The 20,584-nt window shown below is 66.6% G+C and carries 17 protein-coding genes; 13 read left to right on the top strand and 4 right to left on the bottom strand.

The features are described 5' to 3' along the window. Positions 1–99: 99 nt before the first annotated feature. On the bottom strand, positions 100–993 hold the full coding sequence (locus tag ACQUS7_RS13910; protein WP_435147797.1) for an SDR family oxidoreductase: 894 nt from the start codon (positions 991–993) through the stop codon (positions 100–102). Positions 994–1,244: 251 nt separating this feature from the next. Between ACQUS7_RS13910 and ACQUS7_RS13905 the strand changes: the two genes are divergently transcribed. From ACQUS7_RS13905 to ACQUS7_RS13860, 10 genes are all read left to right on the top strand, one after another. Beyond that, the gene (locus ACQUS7_RS13905) at positions 1,245–1,757 is read left to right on the top strand and encodes a winged helix-turn-helix domain-containing protein (RefSeq protein WP_435127051.1); all 513 of its coding nucleotides are present in this window, start codon (positions 1,245–1,247) and stop codon (positions 1,755–1,757) included. Positions 1,758–2,062: 305 nt separating this feature from the next. Further along, entirely contained in the window at positions 2,063–4,003 is a 1,941-nt protein-coding gene (locus tag ACQUS7_RS13900) for a 3-hydroxyacyl-CoA dehydrogenase/enoyl-CoA hydratase family protein (RefSeq protein WP_435147795.1), read from the top strand. Then, the gene (locus ACQUS7_RS13895) at positions 4,003–5,196 is read left to right on the top strand and encodes a thiolase C-terminal domain-containing protein (protein ID WP_435147793.1); all 1,194 of its coding nucleotides are present in this window, start codon (positions 4,003–4,005) and stop codon (positions 5,194–5,196) included. The genes ACQUS7_RS13900 and ACQUS7_RS13895 overlap by 1 nt, the downstream gene beginning before the upstream one ends. Then, positions 5,193–5,693 carry a Zn-ribbon domain-containing OB-fold protein gene (locus ACQUS7_RS13890; protein ID WP_435127056.1) on the top strand — a complete coding sequence of 167 codons (501 nt, stop codon included), beginning with the start codon at positions 5,193–5,195 and terminating at the stop codon, positions 5,691–5,693. Before ACQUS7_RS13895 ends, ACQUS7_RS13890 begins: the two co-directional genes overlap by 4 nt. A 2-nt stretch (positions 5,694–5,695) precedes the next feature. Beyond that, positions 5,696–7,330 carry a long-chain fatty acid--CoA ligase gene (locus ACQUS7_RS13885; protein WP_435147960.1) on the top strand — a complete coding sequence of 545 codons (1,635 nt, stop codon included), beginning with the start codon at positions 5,696–5,698 and terminating at the stop codon, positions 7,328–7,330. Positions 7,331–7,591: 261 nt separating this feature from the next. Further along, a complete protein-coding gene (locus ACQUS7_RS13880; protein ID WP_435147791.1) occupies positions 7,592–8,884 on the top strand; it encodes an ABC transporter substrate-binding protein in 1,293 nt (430 codons plus the stop codon). 18 nt (positions 8,885–8,902) lie between these two features. Next, positions 8,903–9,919: a branched-chain amino acid ABC transporter permease gene (locus ACQUS7_RS13875; protein WP_435147789.1), complete on the top strand. Its 1,017-nt coding sequence runs from the start codon at positions 8,903–8,905 to the stop codon at positions 9,917–9,919. After that, complete coding sequence (locus ACQUS7_RS13870) at positions 9,916–11,028, top strand: branched-chain amino acid ABC transporter permease (protein ID WP_435127062.1); 1,113 nt, start codon at positions 9,916–9,918, stop codon at positions 11,026–11,028. The genes ACQUS7_RS13875 and ACQUS7_RS13870 overlap by 4 nt, the downstream gene beginning before the upstream one ends. Next, positions 11,025–11,912: an ABC transporter ATP-binding protein gene (locus tag ACQUS7_RS13865; protein ID WP_435127064.1), complete on the top strand. Its 888-nt coding sequence runs from the start codon at positions 11,025–11,027 to the stop codon at positions 11,910–11,912. Before ACQUS7_RS13870 ends, ACQUS7_RS13865 begins: the two co-directional genes overlap by 4 nt. Next, positions 11,909–12,616 carry an ABC transporter ATP-binding protein gene (locus ACQUS7_RS13860; protein ID WP_435127066.1) on the top strand — a complete coding sequence of 236 codons (708 nt, stop codon included), beginning with the start codon at positions 11,909–11,911 and terminating at the stop codon, positions 12,614–12,616. The genes ACQUS7_RS13865 and ACQUS7_RS13860 overlap by 4 nt, the downstream gene beginning before the upstream one ends. Before the next feature lie 245 nt (positions 12,617–12,861). Here ACQUS7_RS13860 and ACQUS7_RS13855 read toward each other — a convergent pair whose 3' ends face one another. Further along, entirely contained in the window at positions 12,862–13,377 is a 516-nt protein-coding gene (locus ACQUS7_RS13855; RefSeq protein ID WP_435127068.1) for a winged helix-turn-helix domain-containing protein, read from the bottom strand. A gap of 144 nt (positions 13,378–13,521) precedes the next feature. Here ACQUS7_RS13855 and ACQUS7_RS13850 point away from each other — a divergent pair, with 144 nt between their 5' ends. Both ACQUS7_RS13850 and ACQUS7_RS13845 read left to right on the top strand, forming a co-directional pair. Continuing rightward, entirely contained in the window at positions 13,522–14,667 is a 1,146-nt protein-coding gene (locus ACQUS7_RS13850) for an acyl-CoA dehydrogenase family protein (protein ID WP_435127070.1), read from the top strand. A gap of 165 nt (positions 14,668–14,832) precedes the next feature. Further along, positions 14,833–16,062 carry an FAD-dependent monooxygenase gene (locus tag ACQUS7_RS13845; protein WP_435127072.1) on the top strand — a complete coding sequence of 410 codons (1,230 nt, stop codon included), beginning with the start codon at positions 14,833–14,835 and terminating at the stop codon, positions 16,060–16,062. 254 nt (positions 16,063–16,316) lie between these two features. Here ACQUS7_RS13845 and ACQUS7_RS13840 read toward each other — a convergent pair whose 3' ends face one another. Next, a complete protein-coding gene (locus tag ACQUS7_RS13840; protein WP_435127074.1) occupies positions 16,317–17,357 on the bottom strand; it encodes a zinc-dependent alcohol dehydrogenase family protein in 1,041 nt (346 codons plus the stop codon). Positions 17,358–17,520: 163 nt separating this feature from the next. On the opposite strand from ACQUS7_RS13840, the gene ACQUS7_RS13835 reads away from it, so the two are divergent. Beyond that, a complete protein-coding gene (locus ACQUS7_RS13835; protein ID WP_435127075.1) occupies positions 17,521–19,011 on the top strand; it encodes an aldehyde dehydrogenase family protein in 1,491 nt (496 codons plus the stop codon). Positions 19,012–19,684: 673 nt separating this feature from the next. Here the strand turns inward: ACQUS7_RS13835 and ACQUS7_RS13830 are convergent. Beyond that, positions 19,685–20,272: a hypothetical protein gene (locus tag ACQUS7_RS13830; protein WP_435130111.1), complete on the bottom strand. Its 588-nt coding sequence runs from the start codon at positions 20,270–20,272 to the stop codon at positions 19,685–19,687. Positions 20,273–20,584 lie beyond the last annotated feature (312 nt).

Genomic DNA, 20,584 nt, shown 5'->3' with positions numbered 1-20,584 from the left:
TCCGGCGAAATCTGCGGCGCCGACGCGGCCGGTCTGAGAGCGGCGGTACGGAGCGGCTCGGTCGCGCGGCCGCGTGCCGAAGCCGGCGGCGGAGCGGGCTCAGAAGTGGCTGTCCGTCCGGGTGAGGTCGACGTCGCCGGCGACGTCGTCGCGGAAGTGCTCGGCGAGTTCGTCGACCGTCCAGCCGCCGGGGGAGACGCCGACGCGGTCCAGCGTCGGCTCGGAGAACACGCCGACGCGGTCGCCGCCGGCGTACAGCGCGCAGCCGGTGACGTCGACCGCGGCGTCGCTGGCGAGGTACGCGACGAACGCGGCGACGCGCTCGGGCGGCATCTCCTCGCGCGTGTACGGCCGGTGCTCCTCCGGGACGGTCTCCGTCATCCGGGTGTAGGCGTTCGGGAGCAGCGCGTTCACGCGGACGTCCGACCGGTGCAACTCGGCGGCGGCACTCCGCACCAGTCCGAGGACGCCGGCCTTCGAGGCGGCGTAGTTCGCCTGCCCGACGTTCCCGCGGACGGAGCGCGCGCTGGCGGCGAGGTACGACCGCTGAGCGTCGAAGCCGTCGTCGCCGGCGTCGCGCCAGTGGCGCGCCGCGGCGCGAAGCACGGTGAACTGCCCGGTGAGGTTCGTCTCGACCACCGCGCGCCAGTCCGCCTCGTCGAGCGTGTGGCTGATGCCGTCCCGGAGGATGCCGACGAAGTTCGCGACCGCGTCCAGCCGGCCGTACTCCGCGACCGTCGCCTCGACCAGCGACTCGGCGTAGCCGAAGTCGGTGACGTCGCCGGCGTGCGCGACGGCGTCGCCGCCGGCGTCGACGATGTCGTCCGCGACGGCCTGCGCCGCCGACGGGTCCTCGCCCTCGCCGTGGACCGACGTCCCCAGGTCGCTCACGACGACGTTCGCGCCCTCCGCGGCGAGCGCCCGGGCCGACGCCGCGCCGAGTCCGTTCGCCCCGCCGACGACGAGGCACGTCCGGCCGTCGAGCCGACTCATCGCCGCCCCCAGGCGTCGCGTCGGCGGCCACGCCGCTGCCGCGTTCGGTTCCGCTGGCGCCGTCCACCGGGCCGCGTCGCTGCATCGCGTCGAGCCATGTCCGTGGGTTCGCGAACGCCGTATTGAACGTTGGGGAGCAGCGCCACAGGCGGAGCGTCCGCCCCGACAGCGGATGTCCCGACGGCGTGACGGGCGAGCGCGACGGCGAGCCGACACAGAACGACTATCTAACAGGAGTGGGACTGTCCACCATGGGCGATTCGGAGCCGTCGTGGGAGTTCACCGAGCGGGACGTCGCCATCCTGCAGGAACTGGCGGAGAACCCGCAGCGCTCCTCGCGGGAACTCAGCGAGGTGCTTAGCGAGGAACACGACATCGACGTGTCGCACGTCACCGTGAACAAGTCCGTCCGGTCGATGAAGGAGGCCGGCGTCTTCCGGGAGGCCATCATGCCGAACGACCGGTACTTCGTGTTCACGTTCCTGGAGTTCAAGTTCGACCCGTCGCACTTCGCCGAGGAGTGGCGCGAGACGATGGAGTACCTCCGCGGCCACAAGAACACGGTGCTGTACTGCCTGTCGGACGGCGAGTACCACTGGAAGACGGTGATGATGTTCCCGTCGCGGGAGGCGGAGACGCGGTGGCTCCACGACTTTTACAAGGAGCACGGCGCGCTCGTCAACAACATCCGGGCCTCGACCGTCTCGAAGGTGTTCACGTTCGACACCGACCCGTCGCTGTTCGACGCGCTCCGCGACGACTGACCGCGTCCGCCGCGATTCTCCGGTCGACGTGATTCCCTCTCACCGACGTGGCTCCACCCACCGACGTGGCTCCCTCGCCGCCGAGGCATCTGTGCGGCCGAAGTTTTCGTGCCCTGACGGCGTCGTCGCCGGCGTCCACGCGCTGTGACGCCGCTACACGACGTTCGCCTGCCGGAGTGGTGTAGTTACCAAGCACTCACACAACAGCAGTTATCACATCAGTAGTTAACCAATCGCCCCGATTTCGGAAACAAGGAAAGAATTTACCACAAGATTGAATACCGACGTTAACTTCGGAGTAGTTGATGGTAGTCAGTGACATAGAGAACGTGACCGTGCTCGGAGCGGGGAGCATGGGGCACGGAATCGCGGAAGTCGCCGCGATTGCGGGCCACGACGTCGTCGTCCGCGACATCGAGCAGGAACTGGTCGACGAGGGTCTCGACAACATCGAGTGGAGTCTCGGCAAACTCGACGAGAAGGGGCAGATAGACGAGTCCGCAGATGCCGTCTTCGACCGCGTCGAAGGCGAGGTCGACCTCGCCGCCGCCGTCTCGGACGCCGACCTCGTCGTCGAGGCGGTGCCGGAGAACATGGACCTGAAACGGGACACGTTCTCCTCGGTCGACGAGCACGCCCCGGCCGACGCGATTCTCGCGTCGAACACGTCCGGGCTCAGCATCACCGAAATCGCGGCGAGCACCGACCGGCCGTCGCAGGTCATCGGGACCCACTTCTTCAACCCGCCGGTGAAGATGGACCTCGTCGAGGTCGTCTACGGCGAGGAGACCAGCGACGAGACCATCGACGTCGTCCACGGCTTCGTCGACGACCTCGGGAAGACGGCCATCGACGTCAAGAAAGACGTCCACGGCTTCATCGTCAACAACGTCATGCTGCCGTTCATCGAGGAGGCGGCGTGGATGCTCGACGAGGGCGAGACGACGGTGCAGGACGCCGACGCCGCGATGGTGTACCGCCGCGGCTACCCGATGGGGCCGTTCGAACTCGCCGACTACACCGGCATCGACATCGCCTACCACTTCCGGCAGGACACCGACGTCCAGTCGCCGCCGCCCATCGCCGAGCAGGTGGAGGCCGACGAACTCGGCAAGAAGTCCGGGCAGGGCTTCTACGACTGGGAGGACGGCGGCCCCGACTACGGCCCCGACGACGGCGACGAGTTCGACACGCTCCGCGTCGAAGCCCGCATGATTAACGAGGCCGCGCGGCTCGTCGGCGACGACGTCGCGACGCCCGACGACGTCGACCTCGGCAGCCGACTCGGCGCCCGATTCCCGGAGGGCGCCTGCCGGCTCGGCGACCAGATCGGGCTCGACGCCGTCCTCGACAAGCTCCGGACGCTCCACGACGAGACCGGCGCGGACCGCTTCGAACCGGCCGACTACCTCGTCGAACTCGTCGAGGACGGCCACACCGGCGTCGACGCCGGCCAGGGCTTCCACGACTACCGCGGCGACGGCCCGTACCAGTACATCAACAAGCGCGTCACCGACCGCGGCGTCCTCGAAATCGAGTTCGACCGCACCGAGCGGCTGAACGCCTTCTCGGACACCATGTTCGGCGAAGTCGCGACGGCGCTCCGCAACGCCGACCTCGACGAGGTCTCCTGCGTCGTCTTCTCCGGCGCCGGCGACCGCGCGTTCAGCGCCGGCGCGGACATCACCGGGTTCATGACGTCGTCGCCGACCGAGATGATGGACGTCGACGAGACCATCCAGCTCATCGACGAGTTCGACCGGCCGACCATCGCGAAAATCGACGGGTTCTGCCTCGGCGCCGGCCTCGAAATCTCGCTGGCGTGCGACCTGCGGCTCGCCACCGAGGACTCCGTGCTCGGCGCCCCCGAAATCAACCTCGGGCTCATCCCGGGCGGCGGCGGCACCCAGCGGCTCACCCGCCTCGTCGGCGAGGGCCGCGCCAAGGAACTCGTGTTCCGCGGCGAACAGATCAGCGCCGACCGCGCCGAAGACTGGGGCATCCTGAACCGCGCCGTCCCCGCCGACGAGTTCGACGACACCGTCGAGGCGTTCGTCTCCGACATCGCCGGCGGCCCGAAGACGGCGCTGAAGGTCGCAAAGCGCGTCATCGACGACGGGCAGGACACCAGCCTGCAGGCGGGGCTCGACCTCGAAAGCCAGGGCTTCGGCCTGCTCACGACCACCGACGACATGGTCGAGGGCGTCACGGCGTTCAGAGACGACCGCGAACCGGAGTTCGAATGATGACCCGGAACGCTGCGGTCGTCGGCGGCGGCCACGCCGACTGGGGGAAGCGCGAGGCCACCTGGAAGGACCTCGTGCAGGAAGCCGGGAAGGCCGCGTTCGACGACGTCGGCGACATCGGCCCCGACGACGTCGAAGGCCTGTTCGTCGGCGCCGTCCAGCCCGAACGGTTCGCCTTCCAGACGCACGTCGCACCGCTCGTCGCCGAACTGCTCGGCGTCGAAGTGACGAAGATGACGGCGCGCACCGAACTGGCGTGCGCGAGCGGGCAGGCCGCGCTCCGGTACGCGTGGCTCGCCATCGCCGCCGGCGAACTCGACGTCGCGCTGGTGCTCGGCGTCGAGAAGATGAACCTCGCCGAAGGCCACATGGAGGAGACGCAGTCGGGCATGACGAACGTGCTCGACCGCGAGTTCGACGGCGTCAACGGCCTGAACGCGCCGTCGTTCTTCTCGATGTACGCCCAGCGCCACATGCACGAGTACGGGACGACCCGCGAGCAGCTCGCGAAGGTCAGCGCGAAGAACAAGCGGCACGCCGCCAACAACCCGTACGCGCAGTTCCAGACGGCGGTGGACGTCGACGACGTCCTCGACTCCTACCCGGTCGCGCCGCCGCTGTGCCTGCTCGACTGCAGCGGCATCACGGACGGCGCCGCCGGCCTCGTCCTCGTGAGCGAGGAGAAGGCGCGCGAACTCACCGACACGGCGGCGTACATCACCGGCAGCGGCCAGTCGTGCATGGCGAGCAACTCCATCAACAACCTCCCGTCGATGTCCGCGTGGCCGCAGGCGACGAAGGCGGCCGAGCAGGCGTACGAGCAGGCCGGCATCGACGACCCGGTCCGCGAGCTCGACGTCGCGGAGATACACGACTGCTTCTCCATCAGCGAAATCATCGAGTACGAGGACCTCGGCTGGGTGGAGAAGGGCGAAGGCGGCCAGTTCATCGAGGACGGCCGCAGCGAACTCGACGGCGACATCGCCGTGAACCCGCGCGGCGGCCTGCTCGGCTGCGGCCACCCGCTCGGCGCCACCGGCGTCTCGCAGGCGCTCGAAGTGTACAAGCAGTTCACCGGCGACGTCGAGTCCGCGCGGCAGGTGCCGGACAGCCCCGAGACCGGGCTCATCCACAACCTCAGCGGCAGCGGCTCGGTGCACAGCGTCATGACCCTCGGGAGGGACCCACAATGAGCGACGACACGCCACGCAGAGAGACGATTTCGATCCCGGAGCAGATCGAGCTCCCCCGGCTGCTCGACTTCTACGAGCTGCAGGGCGAAGAACACACCCGCATCCACGAGTTCTACGACCGGCTCCGGGAGGGGTCGCTGTCGACGACGCAGTGTACCGACTGCGGCGCGACCCACTTCCCGCCGCGCGTCGTCTGCCCGGAGTGCACCGGCGACGACCTGACGTACGTGTCGCTGCCGCACGAGGGGACGCTGTTCGCGTTCTCCGCGGTGCGCGGCAGCGCCCCTATCGGGATGGCCGACGACGTCCCGTTCGTCACCGGCGTCGTCGAACTCGACGGCGTCGACGTCCGGCTGTCCGCCCGCATCGACGGCGCCGAGTACGACGACCTCGAACTCGGCGACCCCGTCGAACTCAAGGTGGTGGACATCGACGGACCGACCGACCAGGACCGGGTGTTCTACCGGTTCGAACCCACGGAGCGTGATTCGAAATGACGATGGACTACGACCTCACGATAACGAAGTTCCTGGAACGCGCACGAGACCTGTTCGACCACAAGGAGATCGTGACGGCGCTGCCCGACGGCGGCGTCCACCGCTACACGTACGGCGACGCCTACGAGCGCATCAGCCAGCTCGCGCACGCGCTCGACGACTACGGCATGGAGCCGGGCGACCGCTCCGGCGTCATGGCGGTGAACCACTACCGCCACTACGAGCTGTACTTCGGGCCGTCGTGCAGCGAACGCAGCATCCACATGGTGAACCACCGCCTCCCCGAACACCACCTGGAGGAGATAATCAACGAGGCGGAAGACCGGCTGATGTTCGTCGACCCGCAGTTCGTCGACGTCGTCGAGTCCGTCGCGCCGAACCTGGAGACGGTGGAGCAGTACGTCGTGCTCGGCGACGAGGACGACGTCCCCGACACCGACCTCGACCCGGTCGTCGACTACGAGTCGTTCATCGCCGGCTACGACACCGACTACGACTGGCCGCAGATGGACGAGGAGACCGAGAGCGCGCTGTGTTACACCTCCGGGACGACGGGGCTGCCGAAGGGCGTCCAGTACACCCACCGCGGCCAGTTCCTGCACACGCTGATGCACAGCCACGTCGACGTGTTCGCCATCAGCGAGTCCGACACCGTGATGCCGGTCGTGCCGATGTTCCACGTCAACGGCTGGGGGCTGCCGTACACGACGACGCTCACCGGCGCGAAGCTCGTGCTGCCCGGGCAGCGCACCGACCCCGGCGACCTCGTCGAACTGATTCGCGACGAGGCGGTGTCCATCGCCGCCGCCGTCCCGACGGTGTGGATGGAGGCGGACAAGCTCATCGAGGAGCGCGACGACCTCGGCCCGGAGACGCTCGAATCGCTGGACGACGTCCTCATCGGCGGGAGCGCGCCGCCGGACTCGCTGCTCGATAAGTTCGCGGACGTGTACGACGCGCCCATCAGCCAGGGGTACGGCATGACGGAGGCGTCGCCGCACCTCGCGAACACGCTCATCACGACCGAAGTCGCCGACCTGCCGCGGGACGAGCAGAACGAACTCCGGAAGAAGGCCGGCGTCCCGGCGCCGGGCGTCCAGATGCGGCTCCGCGACGACGACGGCGAACCGGTGCCGCACGACGGCGAGACGCCGGGGGAGATTCAGGCGCGGGCGCCGTGGCTCATCGGCGAGTACTACGAGCGGCCGGAGGCGAACGAGGAGTCGTTCACCGACGACGGCTGGTTCCGCAGCGGCGACATCGGCACGATGGACCAGTACGGCTACCTCGACGTCGTCGACCGGATGGACGACGTCATCAAGAGCGGCGGCGAGTGGATCTCGTCGGTCGAACTGGAGAACGCGCTCATCGACGACGACCGCGTCGAGGAGGCAACGGTCATCAGCGTCCCCCACGAGAAGTGGCAGGAGCGGCCGTTCGCGTACGTCGTCCCGAACGGCGACGTGACCGAAGCGGACCTGCGCGAGGCGCTGCTCGAGCAGTTCCCGAAGTGGTGGCTCCCGGACCACATCAAGTTCGTCGACGAGATTCCGAAGACGACGACGGGCAAGTTCAACAAGAAGGTGCTCGTCGACCAGTTCGAATCGGAGTACGGCTCGCTCCCCATCGACGAGTAGGCGGCTCCGACGGGTCGGCTCGGCCGTCCCTTCGATTCTCGAACCGCGTTTCGCGGCCGTGAACGACCGATCTCTGCGGGCGACCTCGTGGCCGTCCGAGCCGATTCGGGTGCGGCGCAGCCACCCCGCTCCTGCCCCGCGTTTTCTAACAACTAATGTAGTCAAGCCGGATTCGCTTCATGAAGTTGCGAGAATCCGTGCTGGAGCAGCAATCGTAAACTAACGAAACAATTATTACCTTCTACTGTAAGGCTCTATCGTATGCGGAAGGCTACCAGACGGCAGACACTCAAACGGCTCGGCGTGGGCGCATCAGCGGGTATCGCGGGCCTCGCTGGCTGCTCACGAACGAATGACGGCGGCTCGGGCGGCTCGGGCGGCTCGGACGGCACCGGAACCGCCGGGACGACGGTCGGCTCCACCGGCCCGATGGAGATCAACCTCGGCGTGTTCGCTCCCCAGAGCGGCGCGTTCGCGCCGTGGGGGCCCGCCATCAAGACCGGGACGCGGCTCGCGAAACAGGACCTCGAATCCGACCTTGACGTCTCCCTGTCGCTGAACTTCTACGACACGCAGACCGACCCGAGCGCCGCGCTCGAAGCGATGAAGCGCGCCGTGACGGCCGACGGCATCGACTTCGCGCAGGGCGGGCTCTCGTCGGCGGTCTGCGCCAAAATCGGGACGTGGGCGTCGGACAACAGCGTCTCGTACATCGGGCAGGGCGCCTCCGACTCGCTCACCGGGTCGGCGTGCCAGCCGTACATGTACAGCGTCTACCAGTCGAACACGATGATGGCGAGCGCGGCCGCCCCCGACATGGCCGAAATCGCCGACAAGTGGTACCTGCTGTACGCCGACTACACGTGGGGGCAGACCGCACAGAAAGTCATCTCGAAGCGGCTGAAAGACAACGGCGCCGAGGTCGTCGGGAAGGACGCGACGCCGTTCCCGAACGACGACTACACGTCGTACCTGAACAACGTCGCGAACTCCGAGGCGAACGGCCTCGCGCTCGTCATCCCGGGGACGGACGCGACGCTCGCGACCAAGCAGATGATGAACAAGGGCATGACCGACCTGAAGCTCATGGTCCACCAGCTCGAAGACATGGTGTTCTGGGGGCTGAGCAAGAAGGCGACGTCGCTCGTCGACGTCTCCCCGATGGGCTGGGTGAACTCCATCGACGCCGGCGCCGACTTCAAACAGCGCGTCGTCGAGCAGGGCGAAATCGACCCGTTCGTGCGGCACGTCATGTCGTACACGGCCGCAGACCAGCAGGTCCGCGCCGCCGTCCGCGCCGGCTCGTCGAAGGCCGACGCCATCCGCGGCGAACTCGAAGGCCACAAGGTCGACAGCCCGGTCACCGACATCCACCCGGGTAATCTGACGTGGCGCGCCTGCGACCACCAGCTCGTCCAGCCGGTGTACACGGCGCAGGGCCGCGCCGTCGAGAACATGCAGGACGAGCCGTACAAGGCGTGGTTCGAGGTGCTCTCGAAGTTCGAAGGCTCGAAAGTGGCACGCGGCTGTTCCGCAAGCGCCTGCGACCTGTAGGCTCTCCACATGACTACGATGTTTTCTTCACTCCGTCTGGATACCGACAGGCTCTCGCCGTCCGGCGCGGCGGTCTGGGGCGTCATCGCGCTCCTGCTGCTGCTGTCGTTCGCGGTCCAGCCCGGGCTGTTCGTCGACCAGTTCATCGGCGGGCTCGTCTACGGCGTGAGCCTCATCCTCATCGCGCTCGGGCTGTCCATCATCCTCGGACTGCTCGGTATCGTGAACTTCGCGCACGGCGCGCTGTTCATGCTCGGCGCGTACTTCACGTACCAACTGATGTCGGTCTGGGGCGTCTCCTTCTGGGTGGCGCTCGTCGTCGCCCCGACGCTCGTCGGACTGTTCGGCGTCCTCATCGAGCGGCTGGTGCTCCAGTGGCTCTACGACGAGACGCCGATCACGGGGCTGCTCGCGACGTTCGGCGTCGCCATGATGATTCAGGAGGCGACCCGGGCGACCTGGGGCGGCACGCCGCTGTCCGTGCAGACGCCGACGGTGCTCACGATGGGCGCCGACCTCGTCGTCACGACGGTCGCGCGAATCCGGCTGTTCAGCGTCGCCGTCGCGGTCGTCGCGATACTCGGCGTCTACCTGCTCATCGAACGCACCGACTTCGGGCTCTCCGTCCGGGCCGGCGTCCTCGACCGCGAGATGGCGGGCTTCCTCGGCATCGACATGCCGAAGCGGTTCGTCGCGATGTTCTTCCTCGGGTCGTTCATCGCCGGCCTCGGCGGCGTCCTCCGCGGCACCGCCGTCGGCATGGACCCGATGATGGGACAGCAGTTCATCATCATCACGTTCGTCGTCGTCGTCGTCGGCGGCATCGGCAGCCTGTTCGGCAGCGTCGTCTCCGGCATCCTCATCGGTGAGGCGGTCTACCTGACGCCGCTTATCCTGACGTCGCTCGCGAAAGTGTCCGGCGTCGAGGCGCTCGCCATCCCCGGCATCGGCGGACTGGTCCCGTACCTCGTCATGATCGTCGTGCTGATGGTGCGGCCGCGCGGCCTGTTCGGCCAGGAGGGGTTCCTCGAATGAGCCGAGCCGACGCCGCCGACGACGGCGGGCTCGCCGCCCGGCTCCGCGACGCCGACCTCGGGGCGCTGACGGTGCCGCTCGGCATCGTCGCTATCGCGGTGCTGCTGCGCCCCGTCGTGTCGCACCCGCTGCTGCTCGGCTACGCGCAGATCGCGAACTCGATGCTCATCTGGATGCTGGTCGTCGCGTCGTTCAACATCCTGCTCGGCTACACCGGGCTGCTGTCGTTCGGCCACGCCATGTTCCTCGGCATCGGGACGTACAGCGTCGCCATCGGCGTCGCGAAACTCGACGTGGCGTTCCTGCTCGCCGCGCCGCTCGGCATCCTGCTCGCGACCGCGATCGCCTACCTGGTCGCCCGCATGATCGTCCAGAAAGGCGAAATCTACTTCGCGATGCTGACGATGGCGTTCGCGAAGTCCGTCCACTTCATCGCGAACTACGACCCCGGCGGACTCACCGGCGGCACCACCGGCATCGCCGGCGGCGCGCTCCCGGGCTGGATCGAGACGGTCCGCGGCTTCAAGTACGTCGTCGTCGCCGGCTGGCAGCTCGACTGGTACTACGCTATCGCCATCGTGTTCACCGTCGCGATGCTGCTGATGTGGCAACTGGTCCGGTCGCCGTTCGGCCGGACGCTCGTCGCCATCCGCGAGAACCAGAAGCTCGCGCGCGCCATGGGCATCGACGTCCGCCGGTACAAGGTGTGGGCGTTCACGTTCAGCGCCGCGTTCGCCGCGCTCGCGGGCGTCCTGCTCGAAGTGAACGACCAGGGCGCGACGCTGTCCGCGCTGTCGATTCCGACCAGCGGCGACGTCATCCTGATGTCGGTGCTCGGCGGCGCGAACTACTTCTTCGGCCCGCTCGCCGGCGCGTTCGTCTGGCTGTTCGCCGAAGACTACCTCACCGAGTTCCACACGCTCGCGCTGCCGCTGTCGGAGTACCCGCTCGTCACCTTCGAGGTGTCCGGGCTGTTGACGTACTGGCAGTTCCTGCTCGGCCTCCTGTTCGTCATCGCGGTGCTCGTCTCGCCGCGGGAAGGCATCTGGGGACTCCTCCGGAACGGACTCGGGTCGCTGTACGGCCGCCTCCGAGGTGATGCCGAATGAGCGACGCAGACCCCGACGCTGCGGCCGACGGCGCGGCCGACGCAGACGTCGACGCCGACGCTGCGGCGGACGCCGACCCGGCTGAGACGGCCACCGAGCCAGCGACGCCGGCGGACGACCCGCGCGACGTCGCGCTCGGCACCGAGGGGCTGACGAAGCGGTTCGGCGGCATCGTCGCCGTCGACGACGTCGACCTGGCGGTCCGGTCGGGCGAGATGCGCGCCATCATCGGCCCGAACGGCGCCGGGAAGACGACGCTGTTCAACGTCGTCACGCACGCGCTCGAACCGACCGCGGGGTCGGTGTACCTCGACGGCGACGAGATCACCGACCTCCCGCAGGAGGAGCGGCCGCACATCGGTCTCGCGCGGTCGTTCCAGTCGAACGAGCTGTTCACGGAGCTGACCGTACTGGAGAACGTCCGCATCGTCGTGCAGACCGCCGAAGTCGGGCCGTTCCGGTTCGCGCTGCGCGGCGACGGCAGCGAGCAGTACGCCGACGACGCGATGGAGCTGCTCGAACGGGTCGGCATCGACGAACACGCCGACACCACCGCGAAGAACCTCTCGCACGGCGACCAGCGCCGGCTCGGCATCGCGATGGCGCTCGCCACCGAGCCGTCCGTGCTGCTGCTCGACGAACCGACCAGCGGCATGGGGCCGAGCGAGAGCCGCGAAACCATCGACCTCATCCAGTCCGTCCAGGACGAACTGGGGCTGACCGTGCTGATGATCGAACACGACATGGAGATCGTGCTGTCGGCGAGCGACCGCATCACGGTGCTGAACCAAGGCGAGGTGCTCGCCACCGACACGCCGGACGCGATTCAGGAGAACGAGGAAGTCCAGAACGCGTACCTCGGCGGTATGCGGGAGGAACTATGACGCTACTACAGGTAGACGGACTCGACGCGGGCTACGAGACGGGACAGGTGCTCTTCGGGGTCGACCTCGAAGTCGAACGGGACGAAGTCGTGTCGCTGCTCGGCCGCAACGGCGCCGGCAAGACCACGACGATGCGCTCTATCGTCGGTGCCGACGAGCCGACCGTCCACGGCGGCAGCATCACGTTCGACGGCACCGAGCTGCTCGACCGGCCCGCCCACCGCATCCCGGAGCTCGGCTTGAACCTCGTCCCGGAGGGCCGCCGGTGCTTCCGCGACCTCACCGTCACCGAGAACATCCGGCTCGCCGCGAACCACGCGCCGAACCCGCGCGACGTCGAGGAGATGTTCGACCGGTTCCCGGAGCTCGACGACATGCGCGACCGGCCCGCGAAGAACATGAGCGGCGGCGAACAGCAGATGCTCGCCATCGCGCGCAGCCTCGTCGCCAACCCCGAGATGATTCTGCTCGACGAGCCCTGCGAGGGGCTCGCGCCGTACATCGTCCGGCGCATCGAGGACATCATCCAGGAGATCAGCGAGAACGAGGGCGTCACCATCCTGCTCGTCGAGCAGAACGTCGCCGTCGCGCTCGCCACCGCCGACCGCCACTACCTCATCGACGAGGGCCGCATCGCCGACGAGGTCACCACCGAACGGCTCCGCGAAGACGACGAACTCCGCCAGCAGTACCTCGGCGTCTGAACGCGGCTCCGCCGCTGCTCGCGGCTCGCGGCTTTTTCTGTCCGCTCGGCTCGACGCGTCGACAGCGACGGCTCGTCAGCGAAGCGGCGACGGCGACACACCGGCAGCGTCGCCTCCGGCGGTCGGCGTCGAGTCGGCAGCGAACCCGTGGTCGGCGTCGACTCCGACGGGCACCGTCTCCAAGAGCCGTCGTTTCGGCCGTGAAAACAGGGGTGGTCCGGGCTGTTGCAGCGGCGGGCCGCGGCCTAGCCGTCGTAGTCGAGGTCGTCGAACAGGTCGGGGTCGGCGCCGAACTTCAGGACGTTCGTCATCACGGACGTCCGGACGTTCGAGACGCACCGGCCGTAGTCCTTGTAGAACTGGTGGAGCCAGCGCTCGCCGGCCTCCCGCGACGGGAACAGCATGATGGACTTCCACTGGTACTCGCCGTCCGAGAGGAAGTACAGCAGCGTGTGCTCGTCGTCGCGGATGTGTTCCATCGTCTCGCGCCACTCGTCGGCGAAGTACTCGGGGTTGAACTTGAACTCGAACAGTTCGAAGACGAAGTACCCCTCGTTCGGAACGATGGCCTCCCGGAAGACGCCCGCCTCGCGCATCTTCCGGACGGACTCGTTCACGGTGACGTACGAGACGTCGATGTCGTACTCCTCGGCGAGGATGTCCGCGAGCGCCCGAGAGGAGACCTCGGGGTCCGCCGCCAACTCCCGCAGTATGGCGATGTCGCGGTCCTTGAATTCGTGCGTGGGCTCGTCCGCCGCCATCGACCACTCATTCGGCCGGGCCGGCATAAGACTCGTGATTCGGCTCGCCAACTGGCGCTAACAAATTTAGGGAATAATCAGTGGACGCAAACAGCGAGCGATAATTTACGGAAATGTTTTACAATATACCGAAACTCTCCCCGTATGGAGCTGTTGGAGGAGTCGGTCGTGCCGCCGGAGGCCCGCGACGTGAAGCGGCGCGCCCGCGAGTTCGCGGAGACGCACATCGAACCGAACGCGGCCGACTACTTCCGGTCGGGCGACTACCCGACGGACGTCGTCGAGGCCGCCCACGACGCCGGGCTGGTCGCCCAGGAAATCCCGGAGGCGTACGGCGGTCACGGCCGGCCGCTGTCCGCCGTCGTCGCGACCATCGAGGAGTTCTTCCGCGCGGACGCCGGCATCGGGCTGGCGCTCGTCGGACAGAGCTTCGGCACCGCCATCGTCGAGGAGTTCGGCAGCGACGCGCAGAAGGAGGCGTACCTGCGGCCGGTCGCCGAGGGCGACGCCACCGCCGGCATGGCCATCTCCGAACCGGACACCGGCAGCGACCTCGCCGGCATGACGACCCGCGCGGAGCGGGACGGCGACGAGTGGGTCATCGACGGCGAGAAGTACTGGATCGGCAACGGCGTCAGCGGCGACTGGATATCCGTCTACGTCCGCACCGAGGACGGCGACGACCGCCACGGCAACCACTCGCTGCTCGTCGTGCCGACGGACGCCGACGGCTACCACGCCGAGCACGTCCCGGAGAAGATGGGGATGCGCGCCTCCGAGCAGGCGCACATCACCTTCGACGACTGCCGCGTCCCCGCGGAGAACCTCGTCGGCGAGCGCGGGGACGGCTTCCGGATGGTCGCGGAGTTCTTCAACCACGGCCGCGCCCGCGTCGCCGGCCACGGCATCGGCCTCGCCGCGGCCGCCATCGAGGAGGCGTGGGAGTTCGTCCACGACCGCGAGGAGTTCGGCCGCCACGTCAGCGACTTCCAGTCCGTCCAGCACGACCTCGCCGACATGCGCACCGAGTTCGAGGCCGCGCGGTCGCTGCTGTGGCGCACCGTCGACCGCATGGAGTCCGGCGAGGACGCCGAACTCTGGGCGTCGATGGCGAAGACCAAAGCCACCGAGACCGCGACCGACTGCGCCGAGACCGCGGTACAGCTCCACGGCGGCCGCGGCATCCTCGACGACCGCCGCGTCGCCCGCGTCTACCGGGACGCCCGGATGCCGGTCATCTACGAGGGCGTCAGCGCCATCCAGCGCGACATCATCTACCGGAACTTCTGACCGCGCGGCCGACGGTTCTCGTCCGTCCTCGACCGCCGCGCTGCGGCCCTCACCGCACCGCGAGAGACGTGTAAAATCGCTTTCAGAACGGCGTGCCACGCGCACGCGTGCTAATTGCTGGGAACAACCAAAACCGCTATACACGTACCATCGCAACCGGGTAGTATGGCTGAGAGTCACGAGGAGCCACCAGTGGTTATTGCCGGTGCCGGGCCGACCGGGATGACCACTGCGCTCGCGCTGAACGCGAGAGGCGTACCGACGACGATCCTCGAAGCGGACCCGAAAGACCGAGAACGGCCCGGAAGCCGCGCCATCTACGTCCACGGCGCGACGCTGCAGACGCTCGAACGGGTCCACCCGGGGCTCGGCAAGCGGCTCGCCGACGCCGGACTGGTCTGGCCGACGCGCCGCACCGTGTGGCGGAACAAGGAGGTGTTCTCCCGGACGTACGACAACCCCGGCGGCTCCGGCGACCTCCCGCACTTCACGAGCCTCCCGCAGGTCGACACGGAGGACTTCATGTACGAGGCGCTCGACGAGGCCGGCATCGACATCCACTGGGACTCGGCGGTCGAAACCGTCGACTCCAGCGAGGACGGCGTCCGCGTCGAGACCGAAGACGGCGACGTCTGGAACGCGAAGTACGTCGTCGGCGCCGACGGCGCCGGCTCCACCGTCCGCAAGGAGATCGGCTCGAACTTCGAGGGGACGCAGTCCGAGAACTCCTTCATCATCGCCGACGTCGAGGAGGACCCGGAGAACCCCCGCGACCTCGAACGCGTCTTCCACTACGACCACCCCGCGGTCGACGGCCGGAACGTCCTGCTCGTCCCGTTCCAGGGCGGCTGGCGCGTCGACATCCAGTGTAAGCTCACCGACGACGCCGACGAGATGGCGACGGAGGAGCGCGTCAGCGACATGGTCGCGAAGACGCTCGGCGAGCGCTACCGCGACCGCGTCAGCTGGGTGTCCTCGTACAAGTTCAAGCAGGTCACCGCGGACTCGTTCATCGACGACCACCGCCGCGTCCTGCTCGCCGGCGAGGCCGCACACCTGTTCGCGCCGTTCGGCGCCCGCGGCATGAACTCCGGCGTCGCCGACGCCGACGAGGCCGCCTCCGCCATCGCCGTCGCGGAGCGCAGCACCGTCAAGGCGACCGCCGACGTCGAGGTCGAACTGTACGCGGCGCGCCGCGAGAAGGCCGCCGAGTACAACAAGAACGCCGCCGGGCAGGCGCTCGAATACCTGCAGGGCGACGACGTCACCACGAAAATCAAAAAGGAGGTCGCCTCCCGCCTCGCCGACCACTGGGAGGACGCCGGCGAGTGGCTCGACGACGCGCCGTACGGCCCGCACACGGCGCCGCCCATCACCACCATCGGCCAGTACTGAGCCGCCCGCACCGGATCGCCCTCTCCACGCCGCTCGACCATTTCTGGCTCCGTTTCGCCGCGCCGTCTGCGGGTCGACTCCAAGAACGGTACCGACGCGTTTCCGCCGGTCGGACGCTCCACCGACTCGGGTCAGTGCGGTCCAGCACCCCGCCGTTCGAGGCTCCGTTTCGCCGCGCCGTCTGCGACTCGGGGTTCCAGAACCGGGTCGGTGTTCACGGCGTCACGGCATCGCTCCTTCACGGCGTCACACCTTCACGGCTTCACGAGCACCTTGATGGCGTCGCGTTCGTCCATCGCCCGGTAGCCCTCGGGGACGCCGTCGAGGTCGACGGTCTTCGTGAAGATGGGCGACGGGTCGAGCGTGCCGCCGAGCACGTCGTCCATCAGTTCCTCGGCGTACGCGCGGACCGGGGCGACGCCGCCGCGCAGCCCGATGTTGTCGCCGAACATCGACAGCACGTCCAGCCCCGCGTCCGCGACGCCGTGCGGGACGCCGACGTAGCCGACGGTGCCGCCCGGGCGACACACCTGAATCGCGGTGTCCATCGCGGACGCCGCGCCGACGCACTCCATCACGTGGTTCGCGCCGCCGTACGTCAGTTCCGTGGCGCGCTCTGCGGCCTCGTCGCCGCGGGCCGCGACGGTTTCGGTGGCGCCGAACTCCTCGGCGAGTTCGAGCCGGTCCTCGTGGTGGCCCATCGCGATGATGCGTTCGGCGCCGAGTCGGCGCGCCGCGAGCACGCCGCACAGCCCGACGGCGCCGTCGCCGACGACGACGCAGGTGTCGCCCTCCTCGACGCCGGCGCTGACGGCGGCGTGGTGGCCGGTCCCCATGACGTCCGTCAGCGGCAGCAGCGCCTCGAGCGTCTCCTCGTCGTCGGCGTGGCGGTCCGGGACGCGGACGAGCGTGCCGTCGGCGTGCGTCGACCGCACGTACTCGCCCTGGCCGCCGCCGTTGTCGCCGCCCCACGAGTCGCGGTCGACGCAGGAGGTGTGCAGCCCCTTCCGGCAGAACTCGCACTTCCCGCAGCTGATGGCGAACGGCGCGATGACGCGGTCGCCCGGCTGTACCGACCGGACGTCGTCGCCGACCTCCTCGACGATTCCCATCGGCTCGTGGCCGACGCGGGAGCCGGCTTCCCGGTCGCTCTCGCCGCGGTAAAACCAGAGGTCGGAGCCGCAGACCGCGGTGTGGGTGACGCGGATGATGGCGTCGGTCGGCTCGTCGATTTCGGGTTTCGGTACCTCCTCGACGCTGATGTCGCCCGGTCCGTTGTACACTGCTGCGCGCATGCTCCTCACGTCGGCGCCCAGTTCAAAAAGTCTCCCTCACCGCGTCGGCTCCGGACGCTCCGGGGACCCCGTTACGGTTCCGGGTACCTCAAGTTGCCGTTCGTTGATGAATTCTCCCGTTGCCGACCCATTTTTCGTCTCGGACACAGAGACACACACGCACATGCCCGAAGATTTCTCGATCGACGCCGACTGGAACGCGCTGTACGTCGACGGCGAGTGGACCGAGTCCGCCGGAGACGAGACGATCGCGGTCGAAGACCCGTCGACGCGCGAGGTCGTCGCGGAGGTACCGGCGGCCGTCGAAGCCGACGTCGACGCCGCGTACGAGGCCGCGGCGGCGGCGCAGGACGAGTGGGGGTCGGCGCCGCCCGCCCGACGCGAGGAGGCCGCGCAGGCGTTCCTCGACGCGCTCGAAGAACACAAAGACGAGGTCCTCGAACTGCTCGAATACGAGGCCGGCGGCGGCCCGGCGTACGGGGAGACGTCCATCCACATCGCCTCCGACCAGGCCGCCGAGGCGACGACGCTGCCGCGGCGGATGAAAGGCGAACACGCCCCGTCGAACATCCCCGGGAAAGAGCACATCGTCCAGCGGGAGCCGGCGGGCGTCGTCACCGTCATCTCGCCGTGGAACTTCCCGCTGAACCTCTCGATGCGCGCCGTCGCGCCGGCCATCGCCGCCGGCAACCCGGTCGTGTTGAAGCCGTCCACGAACACCCCGATTACGGGCGGCCTGCTGTTCGCGAAACTCGTGGAAGACGCCGGGCTTCCGGACGGCGTCCTGAACGTCGTCACCGGCCGCGGCTCCGAAATCGGTGACCGCGTCGCCGGCCACCCCGAGAGCGACGTCGTCGCGTTCACCGGCTCCACGCCCGTCGGCCGCCGCGTCGCCGCGACGGCCGCCGAGAACCTCGCACAGCCAGCGATGGAACTCGGCGGGAACAACGCACACGTCGTCACCGGTGACGCCGACGTCGACGCCGCCATCGACAGCGCCGTCTTCGGGTCGTTCGTCCACCAGGGCCAGGTGTGCATTTCTATCAACCGGCATCTGGTTCACGAATCCATCTACGACGAATACGTCGACAAACTCGTCGAGCGCGCCGAGTCGCTCCCGGTCGGCACGGCGCACGACCCGAGCACCGTCGTCGGCCCGATCATCGACGAGTCCCAGCGCGACGAGATGCTGCAGTACGTCGAGGAGACCGTCGACGCCGGCGCCACCCTCGAAACCGGCGGGCACACCGTCGACCTCGACGGCGTCGACGACTCGCTCGTCGTCGCGCCGACCGTGCTGTCGGACGTGACGAACGACATGTCCGCCGCGTGCTTCGAGCACTTCGGCCCCATCGCGCCGGTCATCCCGTTCAGCGACGTCGACGAGGCGGTCGAACTGGCGAACGACACCGAGTACGGCCTCTCCGGCTCCGTCCACGCGGGCGACGTCGGCGCCGGCAAACGCATCGCCGACCGCATGGAGACCGGCCACGTCCACGTCAACGACCAGCCCATCAACGACGAGGCGCACGTCCCGTTCGGCGGCATCGGCGCCTCCGGCATGGGCGGATACAACAGCGACGCGTTCCTCCGCGAAGTCACGAAGACGAAGTGGATCTCGCTGCAGCACGAAGACCGCGACTACCCGTTCTAACGCGCTGACGCCACCCGGCGGCCTCGACGCCGCCGTTCACTTCTCCGGGAGTCCGTCGCCGCTTCGAGCCTCACCCGCGATTCGAGTCAGCGACGACGCAACTGGACGCCGGCCCGCAACCGACCCACTGGAGGTGCCACACCCCTCCGAATAAACTCTTTTTCGCTATATCGAATCTAGGGTCGGAGTGTCCAGAGGCTCGGAAGATAGGTAGCTACAAATCATCATATTCTTCTACCTTAAACAGACAAGTCTCAACTTACATTCGAGCGGTGACGTATCTTCTGTATTCTAGTTCAACTATTTACTACTTTGTTATTTGATAATTATTACTAATATGCAATAAAAGGTGCTCGGGTAATGTCTCAGTAATAGGTGCTGTAGGCAACTAGGTCAAAAATAATCGCTTGGATTGAGGGCACACCTAGAAGGTACCTTGGACAGAGATACTCACTTGAGCACATTTCGGAAGAGCAGAATACACCGGACGTGTGGGGGCGAGCTCGATTTGATCGAGAAAACATGTCGGCTAGTCTCAGTACTTCACAAAGCTAGATCGCTGATTACCGTAACATAACGAAAACCTACTAGTAGATATCTAATATCCGACTTCGGAGCGCGTCAGTTTCAGCGTTAATTTCACAAGTGCAATTTCGATTCAACAATAAGGCGTCTAACTTTCACCTTCTGGTTTTTCTATTTTGATTGTTACCTGCCACGAGACTGGATTGGATCCGTTCTTCCCGAAATGGTAGGTTCCGGCAGGGAAGCATTCGTCTTTCTCTGTATCTTCCCAGACCTCGTAATTCAACTGAACTGATTTACTTGGTGGAATCCTCATCACCTCTTCGTCAAGTTGTCTCACAAACCCGTCTTTACCGGGTCTCCAACATGAGTTTGACCTCCGTGTGATATTGTAACCCCTACGCGGAACAAGGGCGATACCTGTAAATGTCCGACCAGCATCTGTTTCGACGAAACTTGTCAACGGTGCTGGGGAATCTGTTTTTCGGTCAAGTTTCAGTTTAATCGGTTCGGAGGTTGGATTGGAAAATCTGAATTGGATGGTCGCAGTTCGTTCTGTTGTGATAATTGAACGTTGTATGTCCACATCTAAATTAACGCCCTTCGTTTGTTTGTCAACAAGTGATACTTTTCCGAGCCGCTTTTTCTTGTTCGTGCGTTGAACAAGTGGACTAGCACACCCAGAAATTCCCCCGATGCTACTTGCAACGAGTGTCAGGTACGTTCGACGCTTCATACCTTTCCTTACGGGATGAGAGGAAAAGGGCCTTATGGAGAGTAAAAGATACGTTATACAAAATAATTATATAGTATATTTTGTCTGAATACAACCGGTGTTCTCCTGTACTTCGACAATTTCGATATTTACGATACAGAATTAACGGGGAATGGATCTCAGAAAGGTAGGCCTAAATTATATCGATTCGTATAATATATCTTTTACAAGTAAGCGTTAGAAAAGTATTTAATTCTGCCGTGTTGAATAGCGATCTAATCGGCTTATATCACGGAGTAGAAGGACGAAGCCGAGGAAATCGATTCTGTCCAT

The organism is Halobaculum sp. P14, from assembly GCF_051195155.1.
Classification (GTDB): Archaea; Halobacteriota; Halobacteria; order Halobacteriales; family Haloferacaceae; genus JBNTKA01.
Note: the sequence above shows the minus strand (reverse complement) of the source record. Positions and strands in the feature narration are given on the sequence as shown.

What these genes read in the sequence shown, in the direction of transcription:
- ACQUS7_RS13830 (WP_435130111.1), bottom strand. Translation starts at nt 20,272, where the DNA reads ATGAAGCGTCGAACGTACCTGACACTCGTTGCAAGTAGCATCGGGGGA.
- ACQUS7_RS13845 (WP_435127072.1), top strand. Translation starts at nt 14,833, where the DNA reads ATGGCTGAGAGTCACGAGGAGCCACCAGTGGTTATTGCCGGTGCCGGG.
- ACQUS7_RS13900 (WP_435147795.1), top strand. Translation starts at nt 2,063, where the DNA reads ATGGTAGTCAGTGACATAGAGAACGTGACCGTGCTCGGAGCGGGGAGC.
- ACQUS7_RS13875 (WP_435147789.1), top strand. Translation starts at nt 8,903, where the DNA reads ATGTTTTCTTCACTCCGTCTGGATACCGACAGGCTCTCGCCGTCCGGC.
- ACQUS7_RS13840 (WP_435127074.1), bottom strand. Translation starts at nt 17,357, where the DNA reads ATGCGCGCAGCAGTGTACAACGGACCGGGCGACATCAGCGTCGAGGAG.
- ACQUS7_RS13865 (WP_435127064.1), top strand. Translation starts at nt 11,025, where the DNA reads ATGAGCGACGCAGACCCCGACGCTGCGGCCGACGGCGCGGCCGACGCA.
- ACQUS7_RS13850 (WP_435127070.1), top strand. Translation starts at nt 13,522, where the DNA reads ATGGAGCTGTTGGAGGAGTCGGTCGTGCCGCCGGAGGCCCGCGACGTG.
- ACQUS7_RS13855 (WP_435127068.1), bottom strand. Translation starts at nt 13,377, where the DNA reads ATGGCGGCGGACGAGCCCACGCACGAATTCAAGGACCGCGACATCGCC.
- ACQUS7_RS13870 (WP_435127062.1), top strand. Translation starts at nt 9,916, where the DNA reads ATGAGCCGAGCCGACGCCGCCGACGACGGCGGGCTCGCCGCCCGGCTC.
- ACQUS7_RS13835 (WP_435127075.1), top strand. Translation starts at nt 17,521, where the DNA reads ATGCCCGAAGATTTCTCGATCGACGCCGACTGGAACGCGCTGTACGTC.
- ACQUS7_RS13905 (WP_435127051.1), top strand. Translation starts at nt 1,245, where the DNA reads ATGGGCGATTCGGAGCCGTCGTGGGAGTTCACCGAGCGGGACGTCGCC.
- ACQUS7_RS13860 (WP_435127066.1), top strand. Translation starts at nt 11,909, where the DNA reads ATGACGCTACTACAGGTAGACGGACTCGACGCGGGCTACGAGACGGGA.
- ACQUS7_RS13910 (WP_435147797.1), bottom strand. Translation starts at nt 993, where the DNA reads ATGAGTCGGCTCGACGGCCGGACGTGCCTCGTCGTCGGCGGGGCGAAC.
- ACQUS7_RS13890 (WP_435127056.1), top strand. Translation starts at nt 5,193, where the DNA reads ATGAGCGACGACACGCCACGCAGAGAGACGATTTCGATCCCGGAGCAG.
- ACQUS7_RS13880 (WP_435147791.1), top strand. Translation starts at nt 7,592, where the DNA reads ATGCGGAAGGCTACCAGACGGCAGACACTCAAACGGCTCGGCGTGGGC.
- ACQUS7_RS13885 (WP_435147960.1), top strand. Translation starts at nt 5,696, where the DNA reads ATGGACTACGACCTCACGATAACGAAGTTCCTGGAACGCGCACGAGAC.
- ACQUS7_RS13895 (WP_435147793.1), top strand. Translation starts at nt 4,003, where the DNA reads ATGACCCGGAACGCTGCGGTCGTCGGCGGCGGCCACGCCGACTGGGGG.